Origin of the sequence: Demequina activiva (genome assembly GCF_016862815.1) — a bacterium.
GTDB lineage: Bacteria > Actinomycetota > Actinomycetes > Actinomycetales > Demequinaceae > Demequina > Demequina activiva.
This window is the reverse complement of record NZ_BONR01000002.1, coordinates 355,223-376,077: the sequence shown is the minus strand read 5'-3', so window position 1 is coordinate 376,077 and position 20,855 is coordinate 355,223. Positions and strand designations below refer to the sequence as shown.

General features: G+C 67.2%; 20 protein-coding genes. 9 read left to right on the top strand and 11 right to left on the bottom strand.

Translation table 11 applies throughout. The annotated features are described in order from the left end of the window. Positions 1–3: 3 nt before the first annotated feature. Positions 4–429: an OsmC family peroxiredoxin gene (locus Dac01nite_RS06565; protein ID WP_203654683.1), complete on the bottom strand. Its 426-nt coding sequence runs from the start codon at positions 427–429 to the stop codon at positions 4–6. A 111-nt stretch (positions 430–540) separates the two neighbouring features. Here Dac01nite_RS06565 and Dac01nite_RS06560 point away from each other — a divergent pair, with 111 nt between their 5' ends. Next, positions 541–1,170 (top strand): alpha/beta hydrolase, encoded by a 630-nt coding sequence (locus Dac01nite_RS06560; RefSeq protein ID WP_203654674.1) that lies wholly within the window; start codon positions 541–543, stop codon positions 1,168–1,170. Here the strand turns inward: Dac01nite_RS06560 and Dac01nite_RS06555 are convergent. Beyond that, positions 1,167–2,093 (bottom strand): NUDIX hydrolase, encoded by a 927-nt coding sequence (locus Dac01nite_RS06555; protein ID WP_203654672.1) that lies wholly within the window; start codon positions 2,091–2,093, stop codon positions 1,167–1,169. The genes Dac01nite_RS06560 and Dac01nite_RS06555 overlap by 4 nt on opposite strands. A 125-nt stretch (positions 2,094–2,218) precedes the next feature. On the opposite strand from Dac01nite_RS06555, the gene Dac01nite_RS06550 reads away from it, so the two are divergent. From Dac01nite_RS06550 to Dac01nite_RS06540, 3 genes are all read left to right on the top strand, one after another. Then, positions 2,219–2,863, top strand: a complete 645-nt coding sequence (locus tag Dac01nite_RS06550) for a Pr6Pr family membrane protein (protein WP_203654670.1) — start codon at positions 2,219–2,221, stop codon at positions 2,861–2,863. A 255-nt stretch (positions 2,864–3,118) separates the two neighbouring features. After that, positions 3,119–4,720, top strand: a complete 1,602-nt coding sequence (locus tag Dac01nite_RS12110; protein ID WP_239066552.1) for a M15 family metallopeptidase — start codon at positions 3,119–3,121, stop codon at positions 4,718–4,720. A 71-nt stretch (positions 4,721–4,791) separates the two neighbouring features. After that, complete coding sequence (locus Dac01nite_RS06540; protein WP_203654667.1) at positions 4,792–6,543, top strand: DEAD/DEAH box helicase; 1,752 nt, start codon at positions 4,792–4,794, stop codon at positions 6,541–6,543. Between the two features lie 19 nt (positions 6,544–6,562). Here Dac01nite_RS06540 and Dac01nite_RS06535 read toward each other — a convergent pair whose 3' ends face one another. From Dac01nite_RS06535 to Dac01nite_RS06520, 4 genes are read right to left on the bottom strand one after another with little or no spacing between them, the layout of a single operon-like run. Continuing rightward, positions 6,563–7,165 (bottom strand): thymidine kinase, encoded by a 603-nt coding sequence (locus tag Dac01nite_RS06535; RefSeq protein ID WP_203654658.1) that lies wholly within the window; start codon positions 7,163–7,165, stop codon positions 6,563–6,565. 1 nt (position 7,166) lies between these two features. Beyond that, a complete protein-coding gene (locus tag Dac01nite_RS06530) occupies positions 7,167–7,523 on the bottom strand; it encodes a DUF2200 domain-containing protein (protein WP_203654656.1) in 357 nt (118 codons plus the stop codon). Positions 7,524–7,564: 41 nt separating this feature from the next. Next, the gene (locus Dac01nite_RS06525; RefSeq protein ID WP_203654654.1) at positions 7,565–9,244 is read right to left on the bottom strand and encodes an ABC1 kinase family protein; all 1,680 of its coding nucleotides are present in this window, start codon (positions 9,242–9,244) and stop codon (positions 7,565–7,567) included. 37 nt (positions 9,245–9,281) lie between these two features. Beyond that, entirely contained in the window at positions 9,282–9,833 is a 552-nt protein-coding gene (locus tag Dac01nite_RS06520) for a PadR family transcriptional regulator (protein WP_239066551.1), read from the bottom strand. A gap of 167 nt (positions 9,834–10,000) precedes the next feature. Here Dac01nite_RS06520 and Dac01nite_RS06515 point away from each other — a divergent pair, with 167 nt between their 5' ends. Next, positions 10,001–10,585, top strand: a complete 585-nt coding sequence (locus Dac01nite_RS06515) for a nucleoside deaminase (protein ID WP_203654652.1) — start codon at positions 10,001–10,003, stop codon at positions 10,583–10,585. A 116-nt stretch (positions 10,586–10,701) separates the two neighbouring features. Continuing rightward, complete coding sequence (locus Dac01nite_RS06510) at positions 10,702–12,273, top strand: SDR family oxidoreductase (RefSeq protein ID WP_203654650.1); 1,572 nt, start codon at positions 10,702–10,704, stop codon at positions 12,271–12,273. A gap of 39 nt (positions 12,274–12,312) precedes the next feature. Here Dac01nite_RS06510 and Dac01nite_RS12250 read toward each other — a convergent pair whose 3' ends face one another. Beyond that, a complete protein-coding gene (locus Dac01nite_RS12250; protein ID WP_505706975.1) occupies positions 12,313–12,774 on the bottom strand; it encodes a putative acetyltransferase in 462 nt (153 codons plus the stop codon). A gap of 163 nt (positions 12,775–12,937) precedes the next feature. Here Dac01nite_RS12250 and Dac01nite_RS06500 point away from each other — a divergent pair, with 163 nt between their 5' ends. Both Dac01nite_RS06500 and Dac01nite_RS06495 read left to right on the top strand, forming a co-directional pair. After that, on the top strand, positions 12,938–14,056 hold the full coding sequence (locus tag Dac01nite_RS06500) for a class I SAM-dependent methyltransferase (RefSeq protein WP_203655249.1): 1,119 nt from the start codon (positions 12,938–12,940) through the stop codon (positions 14,054–14,056). A 387-nt stretch (positions 14,057–14,443) separates the two neighbouring features. Further along, positions 14,444–16,867: a DNA-methyltransferase gene (locus tag Dac01nite_RS06495; protein ID WP_203654646.1), complete on the top strand. Its 2,424-nt coding sequence runs from the start codon at positions 14,444–14,446 to the stop codon at positions 16,865–16,867. A 3-nt stretch (positions 16,868–16,870) separates the two neighbouring features. Here Dac01nite_RS06495 and Dac01nite_RS06490 read toward each other — a convergent pair whose 3' ends face one another. Both Dac01nite_RS06490 and Dac01nite_RS06485 read right to left on the bottom strand, forming a co-directional pair. Continuing rightward, on the bottom strand, positions 16,871–17,524 hold the full coding sequence (locus Dac01nite_RS06490; RefSeq protein ID WP_203654644.1) for an HNH endonuclease: 654 nt from the start codon (positions 17,522–17,524) through the stop codon (positions 16,871–16,873). Then, positions 17,521–17,745 (bottom strand): helix-turn-helix domain-containing protein, encoded by a 225-nt coding sequence (locus tag Dac01nite_RS06485; protein ID WP_239066550.1) that lies wholly within the window; start codon positions 17,743–17,745, stop codon positions 17,521–17,523. The genes Dac01nite_RS06490 and Dac01nite_RS06485 overlap by 4 nt, the downstream gene beginning before the upstream one ends. 96 nt (positions 17,746–17,841) lie before the next feature. Between Dac01nite_RS06485 and Dac01nite_RS06480 the strand changes: the two genes are divergently transcribed. Continuing rightward, the gene (locus tag Dac01nite_RS06480) at positions 17,842–18,459 is read left to right on the top strand and encodes a hypothetical protein (protein ID WP_203654641.1); all 618 of its coding nucleotides are present in this window, start codon (positions 17,842–17,844) and stop codon (positions 18,457–18,459) included. 99 nt (positions 18,460–18,558) lie between these two features. On the opposite strand, the gene Dac01nite_RS06475 is transcribed toward Dac01nite_RS06480, so the two are convergent. Together Dac01nite_RS06475 and Dac01nite_RS12225 are read right to left on the bottom strand one after the other, a co-directional pair. Further along, the gene (locus Dac01nite_RS06475; RefSeq protein ID WP_203654639.1) at positions 18,559–20,055 is read right to left on the bottom strand and encodes a HEPN-associated N-terminal domain-containing protein; all 1,497 of its coding nucleotides are present in this window, start codon (positions 20,053–20,055) and stop codon (positions 18,559–18,561) included. A gap of 348 nt (positions 20,056–20,403) precedes the next feature. Continuing rightward, positions 20,404–20,793, bottom strand: a complete 390-nt coding sequence (locus Dac01nite_RS12225) for a helix-turn-helix domain-containing protein (RefSeq protein WP_203654637.1) — start codon at positions 20,791–20,793, stop codon at positions 20,404–20,406. Positions 20,794–20,855: the final 62 nt, after the last annotated feature.

Below are 20,855 nucleotides of genomic sequence, written 5' to 3'. Positions count from 1 at the left end.
CACTCAGCCCAGGGTCGCGCTGCCCAGCTCGATCGTCGTGCCGGCCAGCGCCTTCGACACCGGGCAGCCGTCCTTCGCGCCCGTGGCGATCCTGAGGAACTCGTCCTCGTCGATGCCGGGAACCGTCGCCTCTACCTTGAGCACGATGCCGGTGATGCCCTCGCCCGCCTGGAAGGACACCTCAGCGGACACCTGCAGCTCCTCCGGCGCGTGGCCCGCCTGGCCGAGCTCGTTCGACAGCGCCATCGCGTAGCACGAGGCGTGCGCCGCGGCGAGCAGCTCCTCGGGCGTGGTCGTCGTCGACGACCCCTCGGACCTCGCCTTCCAGTCGACGCTCAGCGTCGCGATGCCAGTGCCGAACGACGTGGTGCCGGACCCGTCTCCGAGCGACCCCTTCCAGAGGGTGCTCGCGGTGCTCTTCACAGCCATGGTGGGATGCCTTCCTGATGGGGGACGGCGCCGTCTCGGCGCCGCCTCCAGTCAAGCACGGGCGCGCCGGGCCCGCGCACCAGAGCCCCGTGAGCCGCGATACTGGTCGTCATGACGAGCCTCCAGTCCGTCGCGTCCGCCGAGCCAGCCTTCGCGCCGGACGGCACGGAGCCCGTGATGCTCCTGCTGCATGGCTACGGCTCCCACGAGCGCGATCTGCCCGGCATCACTCCCCTGTTGCCTCGCATGCCCTGGATCTCGGTGCGCGCTCCACTACCCATGGCCGGAGGAGGCGCCTCCTGGTTCGATCTGAGCCTGCCCGACGAGCCCCGTCAGGCCGGGATCGACGAGGCCGGCGGCGTGCTCTGGGACTGGATCGACGCGGAGATCGGCGACAGCGCGCCGCTCGTCCCCGTGGGCTTCTCCCAGGGTGGGCTGATGGCGACGCAGCTGCTGCGGACGCGACCGCAGCGCATCGCCGCAACGGTCGTGCTCGCGGGATTCGTCTCGACGGACGAACAGCCTGCCGATGCGCGTCTGGCGCTCGAGCGACCCCCGGTGTTCTGGGGGCGCGGCCTGGAGGACGTCGTGATCTGGCCGGCGGCGATCGAGCGCACCGCGGACACCCTCGCGCACCTGGCGACGCTCACGGAGCGTACCTACGCCGGGCTCGGCCACGGCGTGAACGAGCAGATGCTCGAGGACGTGCGCGACTTCCTCGACGATGCTCTCCGAGGCTAGCGGGAGGCCGGTGGGTCAGCTGCCTCGTCGAGGAGCGCCAGGAGCCAGCCCGCGCCGCGCGTCGTGGCGCCGGCCTCTCGAACCTGCTCCGCCAGCCCACGGTCGCTGGTGACGACCGTCACCGCATCGCCCTGCTCTCTGCGCTCGGCTGCGCGCTCGACGATGAGGTCGTCCCCGCTGCCTCTCGCGACAGTCATCACCACCGGAGCGACCGCGGTCGCGTCGCGTGCGCGCCCCTCGATCACCATCTCGATGCGCGGCATCCAACGATCGCCGTCGAGCTCGAGCGCTGCGGCGGGCAGCCCCTCACGCGCGATCACGGCGAGCCGCTGAACCAGGCGTTGCGTCGCCGCAGCGCGGTCCTTCCACCAGCCGTCCGGACGGGATCCGACCACGTTCGCGGCATCCACCACCAGCACCGGTCGGACGTCGAGCATGCGGCGCAGGCGGGGCCAGGCCTGAGCGAACGCCGGGTGGAGCTCCCGCTGCGCGACGGCGTCCACCGTGACCCAGGCGAGCTCGAGGCTCTCCGCGTCACCCGCGTGGGGAGTGAAGGACCGCTCGACCCGGGCGAGCACCGTCGTGTAGCGCCAGACCTCGCGGTCCACGGCTGACGTGGCAAAGGCGACCACGGCATCGGCCGGGACGCCCGCCTCCTCGTTCGCCTCGCGCAGAGCCCCTGCCGCCGGCGGCTCTCCGGCGTGCAGGGCGCCCCCTGGGATCCCCCAGGTCCCGCCGTGGTGGCTCCACATCGCGCGATGCTGGAGCAGCACTCCCCTGGCAGGGTCATGGACGAGCAGGCCCGCTGCGCCGAAGCGGCCCCAGTACCGGGTGCCATCCGCGGCGGTCACCCAGGCATCGCCGGGGTCGCGGACGCCCGGAAGCCGGGGAGGAACGTGGCTCGCAGGGTCTTGGGTGGTCACCTGATCAGCGTGTCATACGTCGGGACTCGGACACCGGTGTCCGGCGGAACGCCACGTTATGCACTTCGTCACAGTTCGGGCGCGTCTGATTCTCTATAGAGCAAAGTCTGCGTAAAGTAGGGACCGTGAGCAAGGTCGCCACCATCGCAGCCATGCGGCTGACGGCAGCAGCCGTCATCGTCGCCGCCCTCGGGGTGCAGGCGTGGGCGGATCTCACCTTCGGCACCTTCACCTGGGCAGAGCTCCCGGGCTATTTCACCCCGCTGGCCGCCATCACTGCCGTCGTCGCACTCACCGGCGCGGCCGTCACCGGGGCCCAGGAGCCGCGGTGGATCGCTCTCCTGCGCGTCAACGCCGCCACCTACGGAGTCGTCACCGGGGTGGTCTACTGGTGGCTGCTCTCCGGGGTGGCCACGCCCGTCTTCCCGTGGGCCAACCTCGTGCTCCACGGCGGCACGGGCGCGATCCTCGTCGCCGACTGGTTCCTGGTGGGACAGGGGTCGCGACTTCCCGTGCGGACGTGGTGGACCGTGCTCGCGGTGCCCGCGGCGTGGCTCGCCTACCTGTTCGCTCGCGCCCTGACCGACGGGTGGGTCCCCTATCCGTTCCTCGATCCCGCTCACGGCCTGGCGTCCGTGGTCGGCAGCGTCGCCGCCATCGCCGCCGCAGGCTTCGTGGTGGCTGCGATCCTCCATGCGTGCGCGCCGATGCGCGTGGTACGCCTTCCAGTCCACGCCGCCGCGAGCGAAGGACGAAACGCGAGCCAGTGACGCTTGTCACACGTGCGGCAGGAACGCTCGGTGGGTGCGACGCGTTCACCGCCTGTCGCACCGAACCGCGAACTGTGGGCGAAGGTCTCTGTCGCAGAGCCCTCACCCGGCCTGGAACCCCGGGCAGCCACCACAGTGCCGCTCGCTTCGGCGACGACGACGCCGCACGCGCCACGAACCTGAACGTGGCGCGCACGGCGACGCTCCCCGGCCACGGCCGTGGGCGCGCGTCCCAGTCCCGAGCCACCCTCTCGCATGCACCTGCCTCCTCTGCCCTTCCGTGACATCGCGGCCTCCGTCACCCTCACGTGCTTCGCCATCGGCCTGTTCAGCGCGCACGGCACAGACGCCGTGCGCACGCACGTCGCCGTCGCTGAGGCGCGCGCTGCCGCGCACGAGCTTCAGTCCGACCGGCGGGCCCTCGACGAGAGCCTCAGCGCAGCCGAGCGAGTGGCGCACGAGGCGAAGGTCGTCTTGGAGGAGGACGACGTCGCGGCGGCAGCGGCGGCTCTCGAGAAGGCGGTGGCCGATGCGAGCGCTGCCGCAGCGAATCCCGCACCCCTCGTCGTGCACACGCCCGAGCCCGCGATGGTGGAGATCGTCGTCGACGGCGCGACCGAGACATCGTCGACCCCTCATGGCGAGCCCGACGAGGCGAACGCGCCCGAGTCCGACCAATGGGTCGCGAAGTCCACCGCCGATCCCGCGGCGACCGCTCCTGCACCAGCGCCGACGAGCGCCGATCTGAGCGCCGCGATCGCCGCTCACCAGGACGCCGCGATCGCGGACCGCGTCGAGGAGGCAGGCAGGGATGCGACCAAGGCGCTCGAAGGGTCCCTGACATCGCGCCAGGAGGCGCACGACATCGCCGCTTCGCTCGCCGAGGCCAGCGAGACGATCGACCGAGCCACTCTCAAGGTCCAGCAGCAGGCGGCCTCCCTCGAGGCGGCCACGGCAGCCGCTGCGCTCGAGCTGAGCGCCGCGGATCTCGACACGACCATCGAGCTCGCCGATGCCCAGCTCGCCGACGCCACCGATCGCATCGGTGCGGTGGGTCGGAGGGTCTCCAGCGCGACCACCGTGACGGCGGCCCTCGAGGCCAGCGCAGCGATGACCCATGCTCTGGACGGGGCCCGTGAGGCGGAGAGGACGGACGCCGACGCCGTCGCGAGCGCACGCGTCGCGGTCAAGGCCTCCCAGTCCCGTCTCGATGCCTCCCTCGCGGACCTCAGGAGATCCCATGACGAGTGGCTGGCGGGCGAGAACGCCAGGCGCGAGCTCATCAACGATCGACGCATGGTCCAGCACCAGGAGGACGTCGCGTCGGCCCGCGCCGCGCACGTCGAGGCGAACCTCTCGGCCGTCGCCGCCCGCGCCAACGGATGGGCCGGCCAGCCCGTCGGGGTCGCTGGCTCGAACGGCCAGGTCGCATCCGCCAGCCTCTGCGAGGTCGACTTCGCCGCGGGGCACCTGCTGCAGTGCGACGCCGCTCGCGCGCTCGCGGACGCGAATGCCGCCTACCACGCCGAGACCGGTCGCCACCTCGTGGTCACCGACACCTACCGGTCCTACGGACTCCAGGTCACGACCCGCTCACGCAAGCCGGCGACGGCCGCCGTCCCCGGAACGTCGAACCACGGGTGGGGCATGGCGGTCGACCTCGATGTCGCGTCATCGGCGTGGATGCGCGCCCACGGCGACAGGTTCGGCTGGGTCCACCCCCGATGGGCACGACCCGGAGGCTCGAAGCCCGAGTCGTGGCATCTCGAGTACGTGGCGGCCGATGTGGGAGCCTTCGAGGCGCCGGCGGCGCCGGCCCTGCTCGAGCCCCTCGCAAGCGCCTTCGACGAGGCATGATCCGGCTGCCGCGAGCCGCCTGTCGCGCTCACCGTCCCCCCAGGTGCCCGTGAGCGGGCTACCGTTGGCACATGCCTTCTGACTCCTCCGCGGACCTCGACAGCGACTCGACCGCCACCGACACCCTCACCTTCGCTGACCTCGGCCTGGGCGAGCAGGTGCTGAAGGCGCTCAGCGCGGTGGGCTACGAGCAGCCCTCCGCGATCCAGGCCGCCACCATCCCCACCCTGCTCGGCGGCCAGGACGTCGTGGGACTCGCGCAGACCGGCACGGGCAAGACCGCCGCGTTCGCCCTGCCCATCCTCGAACGGCTCGATCGCGGCCAGAAGCAGCCACAGGCGCTCGTGCTCGCCCCGACGCGCGAGCTCGCGCTGCAGGTGTGCGAGGCCTTCGAGCAGTACGCGGGACACAGCAAGGCGGTTCACATCCTGCCCGTCTACGGCGGGCAGGGCTACGGTGTGCAGCTGTCAGCGCTGCGCCGGGGCGTGCACATCGTCGTGGGCACGCCCGGGCGCATCATGGATCACCTGGACAAGGGCACGCTGGACCTGTCCGAGCTGAAGTTCCTGGTGCTCGACGAGGCGGACGAGATGCTCAAGATGGGCTTCGCCGAGGATGTCGAGACCATCCTCGCGCAGACGCCGGATGACAAGCAGGTCGCGATGTTCTCCGCGACGATGCCGCCCCAGATTCGCAGGCTCTCCTCCAAGTACCTCAACGATCCTCAGGAGATCGCGGTCAAGAAGAAGACCACCACCGCGACCAACCTCACCCAGCGCTACCTGATCGTCTCCTACCCCCAGAAGGTGGACGCGCTCACGCGCATCCTCGAGGTCGAGAACTTCGAGGCGATGATCGTGTTCACGCGCACCAAGAATGAGACGGAGACGCTCGCAGAGCGGCTGCGCGCGCGTGGGTACGCCGCCGCGGCGATCAACGGCGACGTGCAGCAGACTCAGCGGGAACGCACCGTCAAGCAGCTCAAGGACGGCAAGCTCGACATCCTGGTGGCCACGGACGTGGCGGCGCGCGGACTCGACGTCGAGCGCATCAGCCACGTGGTCAACTACGACCTCCCCATCGACACCGAGTCCTACGTCCACCGCGTGGGTCGCACCGGCCGCGCCGGGCGCACGGGCGATGCGATCAGCTTCGTCACCCCGCGCGAGCGGCGCACCCTCAGCAACATCGAGCGCGCCACGCGTCAATCCCTCACGCAGATGCACCTTCCCAGCGTCGACGACGTCAACGCGACGCGCCTGTCGCGCTTCGACGACGCCATCACGGCGGCGCTGTCGCAGACCGCCAGGATCGACCGCTTCCGGGACATCATCGGCCACTACGTCGAGCATCACGACGTGCCGGAGGCAGATGTCGCTGCCGCGCTCGCCGTCGTCGCACAGGGCGACACGCCGCTGCTGCTCGATCCGAATGACGAGCCCCGGCGCGAGGAGTTCCGCGGTGCGGCCGGCAAGGACGGGAAGAGCCGTGCCGACCGCGACCGGCAGCCCCCGTCGGGCCCCATGGCCACCTATCGCATCGCCGTGGGCAAGCGCCACCGCGTCGAGCCGCGTCAGATCGTGGGAGCGATCGCGAACGAGGGCGGACTGGGACGGGGGGACTTCGGCCAGATCCGCATCTTCCCCAACTTCTCTCTCGTGGACCTGCCGGCCGAGCTTCCGCAGGACACCATGCGCAAGCTGGGTGGCACCCGCATCAGCGGCATCCTCATCGACCTCAAGCCGGACAGCGGGCCGCGAGGGTCATCGCGCCCCCCGCGCGCGTCCGGCGACCGCGGGCCGCGCAAGCCGCGCCGCTCGTAGGCGGTCCGGGCATCGGCCCTCAGGAAGAGCCGGCACCCGCTCGCAGCGGTCCCACCTTCTCGAGGTAGCAGCGACCGCACAGCGACTCGTACTCCGCCTGTTGGCCATCGATCGCGACCTGCTCTCCGTGGCTGACGAACTCGCCTGCCACGATCCGAGCGTTGAAGATCGCCTTCGAGCCGCAACGGCAGATGGTCTTCAGCTCCTCGATCGCGTGCGACACCTCCAGCAGGCGCAGTGATCCGGGGAACGAGCGGGTGGTGAAGTCGCCACGCAGTCCGTAGCACAGCACCGGAACGCCATGGGTGACGGCCACCGTGAACGCCTCGTCCACCTGGCTCGGAGTGAGGAACTGTGCCTCGTCCACGAACACGGCGTCGATGTCGTCGAGATCCGCATGCGCCCGAAGGGCGTCCAGCAGCGAGTCGTCCGCCCCCAGCAGCACGTCCACCGGGCGTTCGACGCCGATGCGCGAGGACACTGCCTCGCCCGCCTTGGTGTCGATCCCAGGCTTCACGATCACGGGCCGCTGATCGCGCTCCTCGTAGTTGTACGCCGCGGTCAGCAGCAGCGCGGTCTTGGACGAGTTCATCGCTCCGTAGCGGAAGTAGAGCTTGGCCATGTCAGGCGGCACCGCGCAGGATCGACTGCATCTTCTTCCCGCGCGCGACCTCGTCGACCAGCTTGTCCATCCACCGGATCCGCTGCATGAGGGGATCCTCGATCTCCTCAACCCTGACGCCGCAGATCACACCCGTGATGAGGCCGGCATGGGGGTTGAGCGACGGCGCCTGCGCGAAGAACTCCTCGAGGGTCCGCCCGTCCGCGACGGTCTCCTGAAGGCCCTCGTCGTCATAGCCGGTGAGCCAGGTGAGCACCTGGTGCAGCTCCTCCACAGAGTGTCCCTTGCGCTCCACCTTGGTCACGTACAGCGGATAGATGCTCGCAAAGCTCACACCGAAGATCCTGTGCCCTGCCATGGTCCCGTCCTCTCGGTTCTGCACCCGAGGATAGTCGCGTCCTAGCGCTTGGATCGGCCACCGAAGACGGTCACGAGCAACGGCACGCCGGACGCGACCATGAGCGTGACGCCCAGGCCCTCCGAGTCTGCGTGCACGAGGGCGCCCGCGAGCAGCAGAGCGGCGAACAGCAACGCGGACACGAGGCGGCGCGCAGTCCGCTCCAAGCGCGTGACGGTCGCCTCCAGGCGCGGCGCGGCCACCGGCAGGTTGCCGTCCTCCAACCTGGACAGCACTGAGTCGAAGCGCTTGGGCAGGCGCCATGCGACGCCTGCGATCTGGGTGGCCTCGCGAGCGAAGTCGCCCACGAAGTCGCCCGTCTCGCTCCTCAGCAGGCGCTGAGCGTACGGCTCGACCGTGTCCCACACGTTGTAGGCAGGATCGAGCGAGCTGCACACGCCCGAGGTCAGCGACACTGCCCGCACCACCAGCAGGAAGTCCTCGGGGAGCTGGAACGGGAGAGTCAGCAGGACGTCGCTGAACTCCATGGCGAAGTCGCGGAACTCCCGCTCGTCCACCTCCCGCAGCTCGGCGAAGCCCATGCCGCCGAACCGGGAGAACACCTCGCTGACCACCCGCTCGAGCTCGACGGTGTCCGCGGATGGCAGCAGCACGCCTGCGTTGCTCATCGCCTTCACCATCCCGGCGCCGTCGCGCTGGGCGGAGGCGATCACCAGCGCCCGCAGCGACCCGCGCAGGGTGTCAGGAACGGATCCCATCATCCCGAAGTCGACGAACGTCAGGCGCCACGGCGGGCCCTCCGCCCCTGGGGCCGCCGGTTCCACGAACAGGTTTCCGGGGTGCGGGTCGCCGTGGAAGAAGCCGTGCTCGAAGAGCTGGTCGAACATGAGCTCTGCGAACACGGGTGCGACCTCGGCTGGCTTGATCCCTGCGCCCCTCAGGCGCTCGCGGTCCGTGATCTTGATCGCGGTGACGTCCTCGAGAGTCAGCACCCTGCTGGTGGTGCGCTCCCACGCCACCTGGGGCACCTTGACACGGGGGTCGTCGGCGAAGTTGGCCGCGAAGCGCTCCGCGTTGCCTGCCTCGTGGAGGTAGTCGATCTCCTCTCGACTGACGTCAGCGAACTCCTCGATCAGTGCGCGGATGTCGACACGACTCGACACCAGACGCACGCGACTGAGCCATCGACCCACACGTCGCAACGCGGCGAGATCGATCGCCACGATGTCGCCGATGCCGGGACGCTGCACCTTCATCACGACGCCGGCGAAGCCTGTGTCGTGAGACTCGCTGTCCGTCAGGACCGCACGGTAGACCTGGCCCAAGGAGGCCGCGGCGACCGGCTCGGTGTCGATGGTCGAGAAGACGCGCTCGAGCGGCAGTCCCAGCTCGTGCTCCGCAAGCTCGCGGATGGCGTCGAACGGCACTGCCGGAACCTCGTCCTGGAGGTCCTCCAGCTCCTTGGTGATCTCTGGTGGAAGCACGTCCAGGCGTGAGGACATGAACTGTCCCAGCTTGATCATGAGCCCGCCCAGATCGACGGCGAGTCCCCGGAAGCGCCGCGCGAACGTGCGCATGCGGGCCGTGCGGGTGCGCTCCGCGACCCTGCGCAGGCCGATGCGCGGGAGCAGGATCTCGTACCACCAGGTGACCGCGAGGTGTCGCGCCGCGAAGCGCAGGATGCGGCGGTAGCGCGCGCGGTCGTGGATCTCGTCGGGCATCGATTCTCCTCGACCCCGCCGTGCTGCGCCGATCGCGTCAGTCCTGGGCGAGGATCGAGTAGATCTTACGACGTGCCTCGTCGATGACCTTCGCGGCCTCCTCCTGCTGAGCGGCGGAACCCGACCGCACCACCTGGGCGGCGGCCTGAGCGAGGTCCACGCCTGCCTTAGGGACCACGCCGAACGGACCGGCGCCGTCGGTGTCGGACTGTGCCCACGGCGCTGAGCCAGCGGCTGCGGCAGCCTCCTCGCGTCCCTCCTCCGTGAGCGAGTAGGTCTTGCGGTCCTGCTGCGTGGCCGCCGTCACCACACCCTCGTCCGCGAGAAGCTGCAGCGTGGGATACACGGAGCCGGCGCTGGGCTTCCAGCGGCCGTCCGTGCGCTCGGCGATCTCGCGGATGATCTGATACCCGTGCATCGGCTGCTCGTGCAGAAGTGCGAGCACGGCGGCGCGAACGTCGCCGCGTCCCATGCGCACTCCCACGCGCTTGTCGAACGATGCCCGCAGCTGGTCCATCGCCTGCCACATCGCGTCGCCCGCCTGACCTGCGCTGAATCCCGACGCCTTGCTGTACCCGTGCGAACCCATGGTGACCTCCTCGGTGAATGTATCGCGAACGACACTGAACGACATATCGCCATCGTCACATGCCAGGGCCGTTCATGCAAGTGTGCCTCGCGCACCACGCGCGGACACCCGGACGAAACATCGTCGCCCTACGATCGGCTCACCCGCATCGGCCGAGAGGACCCGCCATGAGTGTGAGCACCGCGTACTCCATCTCCCTCCCACCCTGGCTCGTCGGCGAGCTCCCCGGACTTCCCCGCCGTCTCGAGTCGCATCAGGAGCAGATGGGTCTGGTCAACCGCCTCGCCGACCGCAACTGGCGTGAGGGCAATGGGGGGCCGTTCGCGGCGATCGTGGTCGACCACGCCACCGGTGAGCTGGTGTCCGTGGGCGTCAACGTGGTGCTGTCCACGGGCATCTCCTCGGCTCATGCCGAGGTCACCGCGCTCGCCCTGGCGCAGCAGCGCTTGGACGCGTGGGACCTGGGAGACGGCCGCGACCTCGCGCTCGTGGTCAACTGGCGCCCCTGTGTGCAGTGCTACGGCGCCACCATGTGGTCCGGCGTGCGACACCTGGTGGTCGCGGGCGACGGGCCCGAGCTCGAACGGCTCACCGGCTTCGACGAGGGGCCGATGGTGCCGGACTGGGCCGAGCAGTTCGAGCGGCGCGGCATCGAGGTGGTGCAGGACGTGGGCCGCGCCGATGCGCTCGCCGTCTACGCCGCCTACGGATCGGCGAACGTCACGGTCTACAACGCTCGGGGAGGCTCCTAGAGATCACCGGCCCGCGGGCTGTACCGTGCCGTGCGGCACGGCGCGCGGAATAGCCGCAGTGCCACTGCTGGTTCCCTGGGTGCGACGGCTCCCGCCGCACGGACGAGAGGCCCACGATGACACCCGGTGACGAAGCGAGCGTCAGCAACGTCGAGCTGAGCAGCCCCCTCGGGAGCGAGCCGGACCTGCGCGCCCAGCCCGGTCCGGACGGCACCGCTCCCCTGGTCCTGGTGCTCGGCGCGACCGGATACATCGGTGGCCGGCTGGTGCCCCGGCTCCTCCAAGGCGGCTACCGGGTCCGCACGCTCACGAGATCGGCGCAGCGCGTCGCCGCCCTTCCCTGGGCGGAGCAGGTGGAGGTCGTGGAGGGGGACGCCACCGATGCGGAAGCGATGGCGCAGGCCATGGCGGACATCGACATCGTCTACTACCTGGTCCACTCGATGACCAGCGGCAAGGACTACGGACGCAAGGACCGCGAGATCGCGCTGACGGTGGCGGTGCAGGCCGCCGAGCACCGCGTGGGTCGCATCATCTACCTGGGCGGCCTCCACCCGGACCACGTGGAGCTGTCTCCCCACCTGGCCTCGCGCAAGGAGGTGGGCGACATCCTGCTGGCCTCCGCCACCCCCGCCGTCGTGCTCCAGGCCGGCGTCGTCATCGGAGCCGGATCGGCGTCCTTCGAGATGATCCGTCACCTCACCGAGGTGCTGCCGGTCATGCCGGCACCGCGGTGGGTGCGCAACCGCATCCAGCCCATCGCCGTGCGCGACGTCGTCTACTACCTGTTGGCTTCGGCGCGCATCGAGGACACGGTCAACCGACCCTTCGACATCGGCGGGCCCGACGTCATGCGCTACTCCGAGATGATGAACGGCTATGCGACGGAAGCCGGTCTGCCGCAGCGCCACATCGCCGCCCTGCCGGTATTGACGCCGCGACTGGCATCGCACTGGGTGAACGTGGTGACGCCCGTCCCCCGCCAGATCGCCAAGCCCTTGGTGGAGTCCCTGCTCCATACCTGCATCGTCAAGGACGACGCCATCGACGCCGTGGTGCCGCCTCCCCCGGACGGGCTCACGGGCTATCACGAGTCGGTGCGCCTCGCGCTCGGCCGCATCGAGATCGACCAGGTCGAGACCAGCTGGGTGGATGCTCGTCTCTCTGGCGTCCCGAGCGACCCGATGCCCAGCGACCCGGAATGGTCGGGTCGCACCGTCTTCAAGGACGAGCGCCACAAGGACTCCAGCGCCGATCCCGATGCCGTGTGGGACGTCATCTCGCAGATCGGCGGCTCGACCGGCTGGTACTCGGCGTCGGTGCTGTGGGCCACGCGCGGGCTCATCGACCGCATCGCCGGGGGCGTCGGCGGCGCCCGCGGCCGCCGCACCCTCAGCAAGGTCCGCGTCGGCGACGCGATCGACGTGTGGCGCGTGGAGCGCGTGGATCGCGGCCGGCTGCTGCGCCTGCGCGCGGAGATGCGTGTGCCTGGCAGCGCCTGGCTCGAGCTGGGCGTCGATCCCACCGATGAGGGCTCCCGCTACTGGCAGCGGGCGGTGTTCTTCCCGCGTGGTCTCACCGGCCGGCTCTACTGGCTCACCATGCTCCCTTTCCACGGCCTCATCTTCAGCGGCATGGTCAACAGGATCGTCGCCGAAGCCGAAGCCGAGGGCGACGGGGAGGCGTAGGCGCGAGCCAGGGGCACCGCGGCCGGACGCCGTCTGGGTTCACGCAGGATGGGCGCCGTGGCCCTGGGGGTCCGGCTCCGACCGCGCGATGTCCGCAATCTCTTCCTCGGGGCGCGGCGCGACCGTCTGGTCCTCCTCGATCTCGGGAACGTCGGGTTGGCCCGGACCAGGGCTCGACTCGTGCGGGGACTGCTCGTGATCTGCGTGCATGGCGGTTCCTTGTGTCGGGGACGGTCTCAGAGTAAGGGCTCGGGTCTCCTGTTGGCCCGTAGCTCGCCGCGGTCCGGGGCGGGGCGGCACCTCTTTGGCGGCAACGATGTCACCGACCGCGATGCGCTCGACCCCGCGCACTCCTTGGACGACCACCGTGTGGTCATCGGCGCTGAGCAGGTGGCCCAGAGCATCCGTGGCCTGTCCCGTCGACAAGAGGTACCGCACCACCACACGGGCGCCTACCGCTGGCAGCGCGATCAGGCCCTTCTCGGTTCTCGGCTCGCTCATCGCCTCATCCTCGCAGCATCGGGTGGTGTCCACGCACGGCGACCACGCGCGTCTAGGATCTCCTCATGATCGGCACTGACCTGGCGACGCTTGCCGCGCGCCTCGACTCCCTCGCGCACGGCAGCGCCCCGCGGGCGCGTCGCCCTGACGGTCGTGGGAAGCCCTGAGAGTGGTTCTCGAGGGGCTGCTGCGCTGGCCTGACGTGGATGGCCCGGGACTCGTGGCCGTCGATGCCGCCGACCGCCTGATTCTCGACGAATCCGCCGCGCTGCGCGCGGACGCGGACGCGGGTTCGATCGTCGTGATCGGTGACGCCTACGGTGCGCTCACGCTGGGGGCAGCGCACGCGGGCGCGACGGACATCAGGTCGCATGTCGATGCGCTCAACGGAGAGCGTGCCCTCGAGGCCAATGCGCACCGCACCGGGCTCGAGGGGTGCTACCGCGCGCTGCCCCTGGGCCCGGATCTCGTGAGCGGTGCGCGAGTCGTGCTCATGAGACTGCCGCGGTCCCTGGAGGGGCTGCGAGACATCGCAGGTCTCGTCGCCGCACACGCAGATCCAGCCGTGGTGGTGGTCGCAGGCGGCCGGCTCAAGCACATGTCGTTGTCGATGAACGAGGTGCTGAGCGAGTTCTTCGGGCGGTTGGATGTGACCCACGCGCGGCAGAAGTCCCGTGTGCTCCTGGCGCGTGAGCCCCACGATGGTCGCGATCCCGAGCCCGCCGCGGCGCATGTCGAGGGGCTCGAGGTGCGGGCCTTCGGGGGCGCCTTCGCAGGAGCGCGCCTGGACATCGGCACTCGTCTGCTGCTGGAGAGCCTGCCGTCTGAGCCGATGGGCGGGACGGCGGACGATCCGTTGATCGACCTCGCGTGCGGAACGGGGATCGTGGCGGCATGGCTCGCGACGCGGCATCCTCACGCTCATGTCTACGCATGCGACCAGTCGGCCGTCGCGGTCGCGTCTGCACGGGCCACGATGCTCGCCAACGGCATCGACCATCGTGTGGACGTCGTCCGGGACGATGCCCTCGCGACGCGGCCCTCTGGCAGCGCATCTCTGATCGCGCTGAACCCGCCGTTCCACTCGGGCGGGGCTGTGACCGATCTCCTCGCGCCCCGGCTGTTCGCCGATGCGGCCCGCGTCCTGCGCGCCGGAGGACAGCTGTGGTGCGTGTGGAACTCGGCGCTGCGTTACCGGCCCTTGCTCGAGAATGCGGTGGGCCCTACCGAGCAGGTCGCGCGCAACGCCAAGTTCACCGTCACGGTCTCGACGCGACGCTGAGACGGGATGGACGGCGCGGTTCTCAGGCTCGCTCCGGTTGTCCGTGGCACCCGCGATCCTTCGCGTGGCACAGCGAGAGCAGCCATCGTCCCGACGGCCCGGCCGCAGCAACGAAAGAGCCGCCCACCTGGGTCTCCCCAGGCAGACGGCTCTGAACCGTCGGGCTGACAGGATTTGAACCTGCGACCCCTTGACCCCCAGTGAACGAACCCGCGTGCCATCCCATATCGCCTAGTAGCAGTTCTTGCCCAAGCATGCTCGAGGGCGATGGGGTCTGACGGCGCTCGTGTCGTCGAGTGCCATCCCATGGTCCGCAGTGTGCACAACAGTTTGCACAATCACGCCAGCTATACCCACGCTGCGCACCGCAAGGGCCAACCTGGCTGAGTGTCCACAAGCATCGACCGGCCAACGGTCAGCGTCAGGGACCGCGTCTACAATGCAAACCGCGCAACATCCCTGACGGCGCGAGGAGAAGTCCAGATGATTGCCAGCGCCAGTCAAGAGGTTGTCGAGACGGTCGATGCCTTCCAACAGCTCCTGCGCGAGCTAACTGGCCTTCGCGGAGATCTCCCTGGCGACACTTCTGACGCGCTTCGGACGCTTCTGGCTACCCTTGGGCCCGCGTCCATCGACTCGCCGAGCGAGCTCGCGACGCGCTTCTACCGCACGGTCAACAGGAAACTCGGCGTCAACCGTGCGCAACTCGCGACGCTCTACACGCGGGCGGCGGCCAAAGACATCACCTTCAATTACCACCAGAAGTCGCGTCTCTCGTCATGCATTGACTCGGCGCGCATGGACCTATGCGCCAAAGCACTTGAAGAGATGGGCGTAAGCGCGGCGAGCGCCCGTGCACTACTTAATGGGGTCGAGCCCGCCACCTCGTCAGAAACACGGCAGGCTCTTGCGGACGAGGCCCACAAGCCCTCGAAGCTTCGCAAGGCGCTCGACCGAAGTGTCACCGCCGATGTCATGGGTTCGTGCGCCGGACCTCTAGCGTGGGCTCTGTGGCCGGCCGAGTCTCTTTACGCGGCTTTCGGGAGTGGAGGGGCGGGCGACACGACGGCTGACTACCTATCGTTCCTCCGTGCACGCTCGCCGGAACTCTTCGAGCGTGAGAGGACACTCTCCGTGAGGTTCGTGGCCACCGCGGAAGTCCTCGAAGTGAGCAAGACCAGATCGGCGCTGTCTGCCTGGCTCGCGGACGAGTACCAGCGACTCAATAACCACGGGTTCATCGCTGCTGTACTCGAGGTCGACCCGGCACATCCTGGACCGGCTTGGGCAACCGCTCACGACGCGATGCTATACGCGGAGCGCTTCAAAGAGACCCGCCTCCGCCAGATGTTCTTCCGCAGCAAAGAGGTGGCCCGGGAGACAACAGCGCACATACCGGGTCTCAACGAGGAGAGTGCTGACTTCGGCATCCTCAATGAAGGCTTTACTTATCGCGACCTCTTCGTGCTGACGGATCCCGCTGGGGTGGTGATCAGACTCGTCCTGGTAATGCAGAAGAACCTTCGTGACGAAACGACCATCCCGTGCCCCGATTGCAGAAGCACCCACGTTGAGGGGAACTCCTACCCCACGCTTGGCGTGAAGAGCTGGGAATGCCAGAACCTCTTGTGCCCGGCGCGAAGCATCTACAACCGCGGGCGACGGTTCCAGTTCAAGTCCGTCATCAGCCAAGCCGCAATTGAGGACCCCCAGAGCAGGGTCTCGGTCGCCAGCGTGCGTAGGTGGCAGCGCGATGTCCTTGAGTTTGAGAGCGACCAGGAGATCGTTGAGACGCTTGTCACGCATTATTCGATGTGGGGGGACGGTATCGCCGTCATCAACGCCCCCGAGCGTCTCGGCGTTGCCGACTTGGGACGCCGCACCAGCTTCGAAAGCCTCGCGCGGGTTCACGCTCGGACGGATTTTTGGGATTCCGCGTTCTTCCATCGGTATCGAGCGACCGAGCTCCACGAACCTCTGCCGGAGCGTTCTGGATTGCCCCAGCGTGTCGTCGCTCCCACACGATTCACCACAATCCACGGCGACTCAAACGAGGTGTTGAAGTCGATTCCGACCGAGACATTTGATCGGGCGGTTACTTCTCCCCCGTACTTCAATGCCCGCGAGTACTCGCAGTGGCCGAACCTCTATGCCTATTTGTACGACATGGCCGAGAACGCACGCGAGGTGCACCGCGTGCTCAAGCCGGGCGGCATCTACGCCTACAACATCTTTGACTACTTCGACAACGAGCGCACGGTCGTCTTCTCCGACATGGGCAAGAAGCGCATCGCTCTGGCATCGCTAGTGACAGACGCATTCTTACGGATCGGCTTTGAGCTCGTCGGTGTCATTCCGTGGGACAAGGGCGAGATTCAGGGCAAGCGCGGGTTCAATGCCGGGAACTTCTCGCCGTTCTACCAGTCGCCGTTCAACTGCTGGGAACACGTGCTGCTACTCCGCAAGGCACCCGGCCCGGAGACGCTGGACTCTGAGCTGGCAATTCCAGCGGATATAGTCGCATCAGTGACACGAATCCAACCCGTCATCAAGATGGTGCGAGGACAAAACACATACGGGCACACCGCCCCCTATCCCCTCGACCTCGTCTCACTCTTGCTTAGCGGTCTCGCAAAGGGTTCGTTGGTTCTCGATCCGTACGGCGGCTCGGGCACAACGGCGCGGGCGGCTCATCGGGCCGGAATGCGGTCAGTGATGATCGAAAGAGATCCGGCATACGCACAACTCTGCACAAAGATGACCGAGGACTTCATCGCTCGCGAAGACTCGATGCTGCCTCTATTCGACTAGTGTCTAGAAAGTAGACGAGTCGTCGATGGTGTAGAGACCGACACGCTGGAGCCAGTGGGCCATGGCCCAGGCCTCCTTGAAGCGAATATTCGCCATCGTCAACCCGTAGTTGCGGCAGAGCCTCTCGTACTCCAGGTAGGTCCCCGGCCGCTTCACAAGGAGAATCCACATCAGCGCCGATTCCGTCGTGAGAAAGGTCTTGCCACCGTTCGCGTGCGACGGCCTACGGATGACGTTGCACCGCCGACAGCGGAGAGTCATGTTCTCAAGTCGATCCGCGGCATCGCCGTATTCCTCACGGGTCTCCACGTGGTCAGCCTGGAGTTCGAGCCTCGTCCCGCAGTCGACGCAGACACCTTCCTGGTTGATGTGCCAAGCGAGCACGGCCTGCATCGTCTTGCGAGGCGGATAATGCGCCTGAAATGTCTTCTTGGAAGCGATCGAAGTGCCGACCTGCGACGGGTTTAGGTGCCCCAGCACCAAAGCGGCCACCTCCTGGTAGGTCACAAGACCAGACTCGACCAGGTACACGAGCATCTGCTCCCAGTCGCCTTCTGCCCAGTCCATGTCCGCAAGCGGCGACGATTCGAAGAAGTCGACTTCAGCCTGGGTCTGCTGCTCATCTCCTGCCGCCGCACCAGCCATGGCGTCGCTCATTCGTCGGCCGCCCGGTCGAAAAGTTCCGCAATGCTTATGTCGAGAGCTCCGGCAATCCTCTCGATGTTGTCGATGCCCACGTTCCGGGTGCACCGCTCCACCTGCGACACGTAGGTCCGATGCAGGCCGGCCCTGTGGGCCAGGGCCTCCTGCGAGATCTGTAGGGCCTCGCGTTCACGCCGCATTGCAGCGGCCAGCAGTTGTCTTCCAGTCGCGTTCACGGGCCTCAGCATCGAAGACTGACGCCTATCAGTCCACAGACTATGAGTCACATTCCGCATTCTCGTGGCGCGTACTCTTGCGAAATGGATCGAGCGATGACGCGCACCCACGTCGCCAGAGGAAACCTCGTCGCAGTGCTGTGCAACCCACCCTTGACCAGCGGCGCACGGACTCTCGCGCGACTCGATCTGGCCAAGGAGGTTCTTGGGTACGAATCACTATCTGTCGCAAACATCTTTGGAATCGCAACGAGAAGTAGTGGAGAGATTACCGCGGTCGGCGCCAGCGCACACGGGTGGGAAGATGCGCGCATCGAGCTCGAAGATGCGCTCGCGCATGCGTCCGGCGCGCTGCTCGCGTACGGCAAGACCGAACCCAGTGGCGCAGCGCGGCTGCATCACCGAAGCCAAGTCTCTTGGCTGATTGACCACCTCGTGACACGCGGTACGCCGACGTGGATGCTTGGCGAGCATCCATACCATCCGTCACGTTGGCAACGATGGCGCTACCGCCACGCGCCCGACGCCACGATGCGAGAAGCGTTGACCGGAGGATTGCAGCTGGCTCGTGCCTCGGCCCGCCAAACTGGCGCTTCAGTCGCGGCTTCCGCTCGCAAGTGCCGCTGCGTGTGCGGCACCGATGCGAAGGCCGCGCTGCAATCTGGAACGCGCTCTCGACCGCTTGACAGTCAATCAAGTCGCACAGTCATTTAGCAGACGTTTTACGAGACATTGTGCAGACGCTGTGCACGCAAGCCACAGGCGTCTGAGCAATGTGCGCTTTGAGCCGACAGGAGATTGACTGGGCAGCGCCTATCGGAGCGGGCGTGTCTTGACCGAGTCCTTGGCGAGTACCAGCCGCAACCTGTCGGGCGTCGGCCCGAACCGAGGAGCTACTTCCGGGTCTTTGCCCAATTCATCGACGCAACGGGAATTGTCGACGTCGAGCACCAACGCTCGTCCTCCGACTAAGGCCACGGATGGATAGATGACACCGCTGAGCTGTCGCACTCCCTCGACGACTCTATGAAGCGCACGGAGAATGAACTCAGTGACGACCTGGGTGGGCACATAGTCGACCGCAGCGGTCAGCTCACCTGACGGTCGCTGCAACTCCTTTACGAAGGAGTGCATGAACTGGATTTCTCGCCGCACGTCGCCACCTCGTTCGGGGTCGAAGACTGATGGCAGCACGGGGAGCCGAGTCAGGTCGACGACATCAATCCTTTCGCTCGCGACGAACGTGCCAACGGTGACGTGGTCGCCGCTACCTGGCGTGTGCGCCGAGACCTCTGCGATTGCGGTCTCTGGCTCAAGAGCACCGTAGAACATCGGGATACCTGCAGGGTTCATGCGGTTCGGACGCATCGACAGCTCGTACGGAGCGGTTCCGAGACGGTATGCAGTAGCACCGCCGTCAATTGCCGGACCCGAATGGATTTGCGCTCGATGGAAGGCTTCTCCCGGAGCAAACTCAACAATGAGATCGTGGTCGACAACCATCTGCGCGAAGTGATGGAGGAAACGACTTGCGGGGATGTCTCCCGCTCCAAGCCACGACTCGTCATCTCCATCAGCCAGCCAATAGATGAACCGTGTCTCATGCATGACTGCATGGCGGAAGCGATCCCACGCGGATTCAAGTGCCGCGTCCCTCTTGGACTCCATCCACAGCGCTTCTACCCAGTCACGATCGCCAATCGCCTCTTCAACTGCGTCTAGTACGCCGGGACCGGTGAGCACGTCACCAAAATCCATCATTAGCTCGCCAGTGGAGTACGTGGCGACCTGGTAGCCCCCTTCGCGGCTCTCCCAAGGGACCAATTCGGCGTCAGGGTCCCCGTAGTAGTGCCCGATACCAACCACGAATGCCTCTGTCAGTACGTCGAGGGACGCGGCTCCGGCAGCACCACAGAACGAACACTTCTCCCCGTCTTCAACGGCTCCTGCAACTGCGGCTTGTAGAACCTCATCGTCGACGCACCCAGCACACACGTACTTGTCAGAGTAAGACCAGCCCTGCGCCTCTTGTTCCATCCACATGCGCTTGGCCAATCCCATGAAGCAATCATCCCGGACCCACGCGGGGTCTTCACGCATTTCCGCGCATTCAGTCGTGGCTACGCGCCGCGCCTCGTAGACAGGAAACAAGTCTGCGCCGTCTTGGTCTCCACGCACTTTCTGAGACGTCGTTGTTCCAAGATGCTCGCCTCGGCCGACGAACGTGACGCAGACCCCGGCCGCAGGCTTTCGATGCTTTCTGCTCCATGGGTTGCCCACGAAGTCTTCACGCGACCAGACGGCAGCCACGGGAGCGCTCTTGTCCTACTCGGGCACCAATGCCTTGTCAGCCCAATCCCGGCCGGACTGTGAGAGCTCGCCGTATGCAGTGTCAGTGGGCCAGGGTCCGCGGTAGTCCGAACCGCGGCGCACTGTCCTCAGCCGATCCGAGATCTCCACGGAGGCAGAGCTGACGGAGTGAGAGCGCCATGCATCAATCCGAGCCTTCCCCGGCGTTACCGAATGCTCATGGAGGAAGAGATCGCGCAGGTACTGCAGCTGTGCGTCGGCGGCCTCGACGTTCGACGTGCTCCCAGCATCGAGAGCCTTTGACCTGCCGGCCTGCATGCTGGCGGGCGTCGCCGCGTCGCGGCGCGCCTAACCATGTTCAATTACCTGTTCTCTTATCTGTTCCTGGTGCTCTGGGCACCCTACTTCAGTGCCCACTGCACCCGGATAGGCGCTGCCTGCTCCGACTTCGCGCGCTTTGAGATTCGCATGCGATTTGCTTGCGTGATGCTGTGCCGGGTCGTAGATATCGACTCGGTAGAGGTTCGACGCGTTCTGCTTCCCGTTCTTGCGCCGAGTGATCTCGATCAACCCTCGCGCCTCGAGCTTCCGAAGCGTTCGCTTCACTGAGTCAAGAGACACCTTCGACTCCCGCGCAAGCGTGGTCCTAGACGGCCACGCCTCACCCGCGTCGGAGCGATGAGTAAGAAGCGCGATATAGACCACGAGTTCATGATGGTCGAGGTCGGATTCCCACATGAGACGTCGCACCCATGTGCCAAGGCCCGCTTTGGCGGGCTCAGCCGCGCCAGTTCGTCCCG

Coding starts and splice junctions, on each gene's coding strand:
- Dac01nite_RS06480 (WP_203654641.1), top strand. CDS start 17,842: ATGACGCGCACCCACGTCGCCAGAGGAAACCTCGTCGCAGTGCTGTGC.
- Dac01nite_RS06520 (WP_239066551.1), bottom strand. CDS start 9,833: ATGGGTTCGCACGGGTACAGCAAGGCGTCGGGATTCAGCGCAGGTCAG.
- Dac01nite_RS06490 (WP_203654644.1), bottom strand. CDS start 17,524: ATGAGCGACGCCATGGCTGGTGCGGCGGCAGGAGATGAGCAGCAGACC.
- Dac01nite_RS06510 (WP_203654650.1), top strand. CDS start 10,702: ATGACACCCGGTGACGAAGCGAGCGTCAGCAACGTCGAGCTGAGCAGC.
- Dac01nite_RS06535 (WP_203654658.1), bottom strand. CDS start 7,165: ATGGCCAAGCTCTACTTCCGCTACGGAGCGATGAACTCGTCCAAGACC.
- Dac01nite_RS06540 (WP_203654667.1), top strand. CDS start 4,792: ATGCCTTCTGACTCCTCCGCGGACCTCGACAGCGACTCGACCGCCACC.
- Dac01nite_RS12250 (WP_505706975.1), bottom strand. CDS start 12,774: ATGAGCGAGCCGAGAACCGAGAAGGGCCTGATCGCGCTGCCAGCGGTA.
- Dac01nite_RS06565 (WP_203654683.1), bottom strand. CDS start 429: ATGGCTGTGAAGAGCACCGCGAGCACCCTCTGGAAGGGGTCGCTCGGA.
- Dac01nite_RS06525 (WP_203654654.1), bottom strand. CDS start 9,244: ATGCCCGACGAGATCCACGACCGCGCGCGCTACCGCCGCATCCTGCGC.
- Dac01nite_RS12110 (WP_239066552.1), top strand. CDS start 3,119: ATGCACCTGCCTCCTCTGCCCTTCCGTGACATCGCGGCCTCCGTCACC.
- Dac01nite_RS12225 (WP_203654637.1), bottom strand. CDS start 20,793: ATGTGGGAATCCGACCTCGACCATCATGAACTCGTGGTCTATATCGCG.
- Dac01nite_RS06530 (WP_203654656.1), bottom strand. CDS start 7,523: ATGGCAGGGCACAGGATCTTCGGTGTGAGCTTTGCGAGCATCTATCCG.
- Dac01nite_RS06515 (WP_203654652.1), top strand. CDS start 10,001: ATGAGTGTGAGCACCGCGTACTCCATCTCCCTCCCACCCTGGCTCGTC.
- Dac01nite_RS06560 (WP_203654674.1), top strand. CDS start 541: ATGACGAGCCTCCAGTCCGTCGCGTCCGCCGAGCCAGCCTTCGCGCCG.